A 5,959-nucleotide genomic window follows, 5' to 3' on the forward strand; every position below is an offset into this window, starting at 1 on the left:
TTGACATACTGCAGTGCTGCCCAACCTGCTGCTTTTTTCATTTCATCTTGTGTCATAATAGTGTTCCCAATGCTAAAAAATCTGTTATTTCTTCTCTAATTGGCTCGATTATAGCGCAAATTAGTGTGTCGGCGTTTGCTGTCCATCATAAAAACGTGCTTTTTTAAACGCACTCAATACTCTGATATTAATGTCGCTCATGAACTTTTTCTCTAGACGTACATCCATTACGTAGGCCTTAACGGTAATGGTTTGTAAAAACTCGCCTAAGTCATATTCGTTACCTAAATTGACAATAATGGGCTTATTTAGAAAAGTATAAGGTGAGCACTGTGTGGCTTCGCGGGCAAGGGCAATGGCTTTTTTGTGGTCAACAAGCATAGGCAAAGTAAATTTTACCACAACCATTTCGTCTAAAGCGCCACTGTTGGCATTAGACACTGCCGTTTTTAAGGCTTCAGCATTGGGGATCATGACAGTATTGTCATCAAAAGTACGCAACCAGGTAACGCTCCATTCTAGCTTAATGACTTCGCCGTAATGGCCTGACAATGTGACCATGTCGCCAACGCGATATGGCGGGTTAATCATGATAATAAACCCTGCAATCATATTTTTAGCCGGTTCCTGTGTCGCTAACCCCACCACAATACTGATAGACCCGACCACGGCTAGAATGAGATTTTCATGCGGGTCGATAATGCCAACGATCGAATAAACAATCACACTAAGCCATACAAATAAACGCACAAAAGGGTATGACCGATTCCAAATTAAGCGGTATTTAGGCAACGCTTTATTCAGTTGATTTAAGCAAAATTGGATCAATACCAATAACAGCCACGCCATTAGACACAGCAGTAAAATACTGATTATTCGATCAAACGAAATAATATCTAAAAATGCTTGTAATGCTTTACGTGAATCTTCCATAGTCGCCTCGTTTAATTAAACAACTTATTGTTATTCACCAAATGGTTGGCGATAATTTTGCTTAATGTTGGAGTAATAAAGTAGAAATGCTCGGCAAAATCTTGTTGCGAATATTGTGCAATAATAAGTCCTTGGCGAGCTAAATATTCTAACTGCAAGCTGCTTTGTTCAATCGTAATGGCAAAAATATGCGCATGCTGACTCACACGTAAGCCACCATGAACATAAATTTCAGCGACTGAAAATAGGTCATTGTCTTGGCATTGTTGCAATACAGATGAGTTAATGCGGCAAATATCAATGCCATTATTTGAACGACTATTTGAACTATTATCCGAACCGATATCGACTTGGTGCGCGAGAGAATACTGTAGCAACAATGATGCTAATTTGGGGTGCCCTTGGCTGATAGTGTACAGCTGTTTTAGTTGGTCTTTATAAGGATTTACAATATCCACTTGCTCAATGTTTGCTTGCTCTGTTTGCTCTTTAGTACTTTTATTGGTGTTGTTAGGGGGTGTGGTAGTCGTTTCTTTGCTCATCACGTCGTTACTGATTAACCCTAAATCAAGCAGATGCTTTGTTTGTATGGTGGCTAATTCGGTTTCACTGAAATAATCGAGCTGAAAAACATGCTTAATAAAGTGATGAATTTGATACTGTGCGCTTAATCGTTGCCATGCAAATATTTCACAGCCCATGATCCAACAATGATGTTTACGCGTTTCCATCACGATAGTCGCAAAGGTCACCAAGGCTTGATTATTCCCCATCATTCTCAACATTAGCTTGTGCATATCATCTATCATAATTAGCTGTGGTGGTTGTTGGTTAATGGCGGCAATTGTCTCTGTGATGGTGTTTGGTGGCGTAATGCCAAAACAATAACAAACATGGGCTATGGCGCCATTTGCGCCTAATGGCGCTTGGTAAAAGCTCATCAGAAGCCACTTGGACGGCAGCGGTTTTACGTTAGGCATCGGTGCTTTTTTAGCGTCATCGGCAATAATGGTTTGCAGTAAAGGTGGCAGTTGGCCTAAAAAAGATGATCCTCCAGATCCCGCTGGCGAGACAATTGCACTGATTTCTCCATGATGATTACGCCATTGGTTTATCACATCGGTAATTTGGTTGAGTTGTTTTTCTCGGCCAACAAAATCATCACTCGCATAAAGTGACTGATATAGCATCACCTGAGTAATTGGGCCACGACGGGCTTGAAGCGGATATTGGTTGGCTATGGTCTTGAGCGACATCTGCCCTTGTTGTGCTTCATCTATCTCTGTTTTTAGGGTGGCTTTAGAGGTAAATAAGCTATTGAGCCATGGATTTAATCGACTAAAAAAACGCAAGTTAATGTCCATCTATACTCTCTTTTTAAACGATTTATTTAATCTTAACATGAAGTAAACAAAAAGCGGTATTGGTGCCAGACGCATACATTAACGAATACGATGGATAATGATAGATTCAATGCAAGGTGATGACAGTGGTAATCAAAACGAGTAAATATTAGTCATAACTAATGTTTTTGGTTTGATCTATGATAAAAAGTTACTAAAAACTTACTAATTATGACTATTTATCTATTGTCGCTCTAATCCTTTATCGTATACTCAGTGAATTATCCGGTCTATCTTTTCAAGTGAGAGTGATGAAATTTCGTTTCTTGTTTGCCTGTGCCTTATTATGTTCAACTTCGTTGAGCAGCCCAATGTCTTTTGCAGCACAAGCCGTGCAAAACAAACCTCAGCAAGAGTTAGCCTCCGGTAGTGCTATGTTGGTCGACTTAACCACCAATGAAGTTTTATATTCAAGTAATCCAAATCAACCTGTGCCTATAGCGTCAGTGACCAAGTTAATGGCGGCCATGGTGACATTGGATGCCAAGCTTGCATTAGATGAAAAAATCTCCGTAAAAATTACTGACTCACCTGTGATGGGCAATATTTATTCACGTGTCCGTTTAGGCAGCGTGGTGACTCGTGAAACCATGTTGTTATTAACATTAATGTCGTCAGAAAATCGTGCAGCAACCTCACTTGCGCATAATTATCCCGGTGGATTTAAGGCTTTTGTGCGAGCAATGAACGACAAAGCGACCGCACTGGGCATGAGCCAAACACGTTATGTTGAACCAACAGGCTTGTCACCTGACAATGTATCTAGCGCTAACGATCTCATATTATTGCTTAAAGCCAGTCAAACATATCCGTTATTAGGCAAGCTGAGCTCGACCACTAAAAAGCACGTTAACTTTGAATCACCACGTTATGCCTTAGATTTTCAAAACACCAATAAACTAGTATTTAAAAACAATTGGAATATTGCATTAACCAAAACAGGCTTTACCAATAAAGCGGGCCATTGTTTAGTGATGTTAACTGAAATGAACAAGCGTAAAGTGGCATTTGTGGTACTGGACTCATTTGGTAAATACACCCACATGGCTGATGCCAACCGATTAAAGAACTGGCTAGAGACTGGGCGTACAACACCAATCCCTGCATCGGCTAAAGCCTATAAAAAACAACGTCAAGCGATTCTGAATAACAGTATTTAATCGCTGAATGACCACAATTAACGCCCATTCACTTTTATTGAATGGGCTTTTTTTATCAATATACTTTTGATGTTGGCTTATTCACATCCATAGGTACCATAAAGTACCTGCTGTTTTATCGATTGTTAAAGCCTTACACTAGTGGCAATTAAACGGTTGTAAGGTAGCAGTATGTTAAACATGGATCTTAGCCAACGAGTGGTGATAAACACAGCCGATCTTGAATGGCAAAATAGCCCCGCTGCGGGCGTATTACGTAAACGCTTAGCGCGTGAAGAAGCCGAGCGAGGCCATGCGACCAGCATTGTTAAATACCAAGCCGGTGCTAAATTTAACTCACACCCTCATCCATTAGGCGAAGAGATTTTAGTGCTCGACGGGCTGTTTTCTGATGAAACCGGTGACTATCCTGCAGGGACCTATTTACGTAATCCTGAAGGTTTTGTCCACGCGCCGTTTAGCTTAGAAGGTTGTACGTTGTTGGTTAAGCTGCACCAATTTCAACCTACAGACTCACAACAAGTGGCCATTAATACCAATGAAACACAATGGTTGCCGGGTCATGGTCAGTTGCAAGTTATGCCGCTACATCAACATGGTACTGAGTCGACTGCATTAGTGAAGTGGCCCGCGGGGACACCCTTTCAACCGCACCGTCATTTTGGCGGCGAAGAAATCTATGTCATTAGTGGAGAGTTTATCGATGAACTTGGTCGCTATCCTACAGGTACGTGGATCCGCAGTCCGCATTTAAGTCAGCATAATCCGTATGTGGAGCAAGACACGGTGATTTTGGTCAAAGTAGGCCATTTGTAATAATCGCTACAAACCCATAAAACGATGGCATTTAGTCATCACATTCATTATAAGAGGTTATTGATTATTTTAGTGAAGAGTGAATGATGCATGTACCTGATAAGTGGGATATGGGGTCTAGGGAGTTAATCCATCAGTTTATTAACCAATATGGTTTTGCGACTGTTGTGTCTAACGATTTAGAGGGCTCGCACTTGCCTTTATTACTCGTTACCTCAGAGGGTGAAAATGGTACCTTGTATGGCCATTTTGCTCGTAGTAATTCCCATTGGAAACACATAGAAAACACAAAAGTGCTGTGTATTTTCAATGGCCCACACTCTTATATCTCACCCACCTGGTATGACTCCCATCCAGCTGTTCCGACTTGGAATTACAGCGTAGTACATGCAAAAGGCATTATTGAATTAACTGATGATGCGACCACCGCCCGAGTACTTGAATCTACCATCCAACAATACGAACCTTCATTGCTAGAAGGTGATGGCTTTATTGCCGATGATTATCAACAAAAATTAGCCAAGGGTATTGTTGGCTTTAAGATTGTCATCGATGAGTTACAAGGAAAGCAAAAACTAGGGCAGCACCGTAACCAAAGTGATCAACAAGGTGTGGCGCAAGGATTATCACTGTCAAATAGGGCTGATGAAAAACAGCTATTAGCTTATATGATGAAGAATAACATAGGATTAGGTAATAAATAGTGGTTCAATCGTATTCGCCACGTTAAGATTAACCTTAATAATCATGTAATCAATTCAGTCTGTCATAATCTATTTCAGCATCACTCTTTAAGGATAAAAAGTGCATAGCGATATTTCTGTAGCGCGCTTTAAGCAATTTCCCCGATTAATGTGGATACTGTTATTTGGCTCGTTTATTACCCGCGGCAGTTATTACATGGTGTGGCCTTTTTTGGCTGTCATTTTGTATGAAAAATTTGCCTTAAGCGCCACAGAAGTGGGTTTAGTGCTGTCGAGTGCAGCGATTATATCGGTATTTACCAGTTTTATTGGTAGTGCACTGTCCGACCGAATCGGCCGTCATAAGTTAATGTACTTTACTGGTGTGCTTTATATCATCTCGTTTTCATTGTTGGCACAAGTCGATTCAGTCAAAGGCTATGTGGTCGTCATGACTCTGTGTTCTATTGCTACAGCTATATGGCGACCGCTAACGTCTGCCACCATTGGCGACATTATTGACGATCCCAAAACCCGTGAACTGGCGATGCAATCTCTGTATTTTATCGTTAACGTAGGTTGCGCTGTCGGGCCAATGTTAGGTGTATGGTTAGGCTTAACCGGAAAACAGTCGAGTTTTTATATTACTGCGGCGGCTTTTGCTGCCTTGTTGGGATTATTATTCTGGGGTTTTAGGCATCAAGCTCGCCAGACTCATTCATCGGCTCCAGAGCTGGTTGCAGATGGACTCATTCCTGTTATGGGTGATGCAACAGCTGCTGTTAAGCGTAAACCTGCCGCAATGAATCGGCGGCAAATAATGTCGATTTTATGGCAAGATAAATTACTGCAAGGTCTTATTTTTGCGAATATTTTGTGTATGTTTATTTATGCGCAAATGGACAGTTCGTTGATCCAATATCTTACTCGTTCAAATGCCCCCGATTTATTGACACTGATTTCG

At 41.1% G+C, this 5,959-nt stretch carries 6 protein-coding genes; 4 read left to right on the plus strand and 2 right to left on the minus strand.

Translation table 11 applies throughout. The features are described from left to right. Positions 1–120 precede the first annotated feature (120 nt). Positions 121–933, minus strand: a complete 813-nt coding sequence (locus CXF78_RS11585) for a mechanosensitive ion channel family protein (RefSeq protein ID WP_011636325.1) — start codon at positions 931–933, stop codon at positions 121–123. 11 nt (positions 934–944) lie between these two features. Then, positions 945–2,297 carry an ATP-binding protein gene (locus CXF78_RS11590; protein ID WP_102036869.1) on the minus strand — a complete coding sequence of 451 codons (1,353 nt, stop codon included), beginning with the start codon at positions 2,295–2,297 and terminating at the stop codon, positions 945–947. Between the two features lie 290 nt (positions 2,298–2,587). On the opposite strand from CXF78_RS11590, the gene pbpG reads away from it, so the two are divergent. The 4 genes from pbpG to CXF78_RS11610 all read left to right on the plus strand — a co-directional run. Beyond that, positions 2,588–3,496: a D-alanyl-D-alanine endopeptidase gene (gene pbpG, locus CXF78_RS11595; protein ID WP_102036870.1), complete on the plus strand. Its 909-nt coding sequence runs from the start codon at positions 2,588–2,590 to the stop codon at positions 3,494–3,496. Between the two features lie 171 nt (positions 3,497–3,667). Further along, positions 3,668–4,312, plus strand: a complete 645-nt coding sequence (locus CXF78_RS11600) for a cupin domain-containing protein (protein WP_102036871.1) — start codon at positions 3,668–3,670, stop codon at positions 4,310–4,312. 83 nt (positions 4,313–4,395) lie between these two features. Next, on the plus strand, positions 4,396–5,016 hold the full coding sequence (locus tag CXF78_RS11605; RefSeq protein ID WP_257984894.1) for an FMN-binding negative transcriptional regulator: 621 nt from the start codon (positions 4,396–4,398) through the stop codon (positions 5,014–5,016). A 100-nt stretch (positions 5,017–5,116) separates the two neighbouring features. Beyond that, positions 5,117–5,959, plus strand: an 843-nt coding sequence (locus tag CXF78_RS11610) for an MFS transporter (RefSeq protein ID WP_102036873.1), incomplete at its 3' end; no start/stop codon positions are given.

It is taken from the genome of Shewanella sp. 11B5, assembly GCF_002836795.1.
Taxonomy (GTDB): Bacteria; Pseudomonadota; Gammaproteobacteria; order Enterobacterales; family Shewanellaceae; genus Shewanella; species Shewanella frigidimarina.

Coding starts and splice junctions, on each gene's coding strand:
- CXF78_RS11605 (WP_257984894.1), top strand. CDS start 4,396: ATGATGCATGTACCTGATAAGTGGGATATGGGGTCTAGGGAGTTAATC.
- pbpG (WP_102036870.1), top strand. CDS start 2,588: ATGAAATTTCGTTTCTTGTTTGCCTGTGCCTTATTATGTTCAACTTCG.
- CXF78_RS11585 (WP_011636325.1), bottom strand. CDS start 933: ATGGAAGATTCACGTAAAGCATTACAAGCATTTTTAGATATTATTTCG.
- CXF78_RS11600 (WP_102036871.1), top strand. CDS start 3,668: ATGTTAAACATGGATCTTAGCCAACGAGTGGTGATAAACACAGCCGAT.
- CXF78_RS11590 (WP_102036869.1), bottom strand. CDS start 2,297: ATGGACATTAACTTGCGTTTTTTTAGTCGATTAAATCCATGGCTCAAT.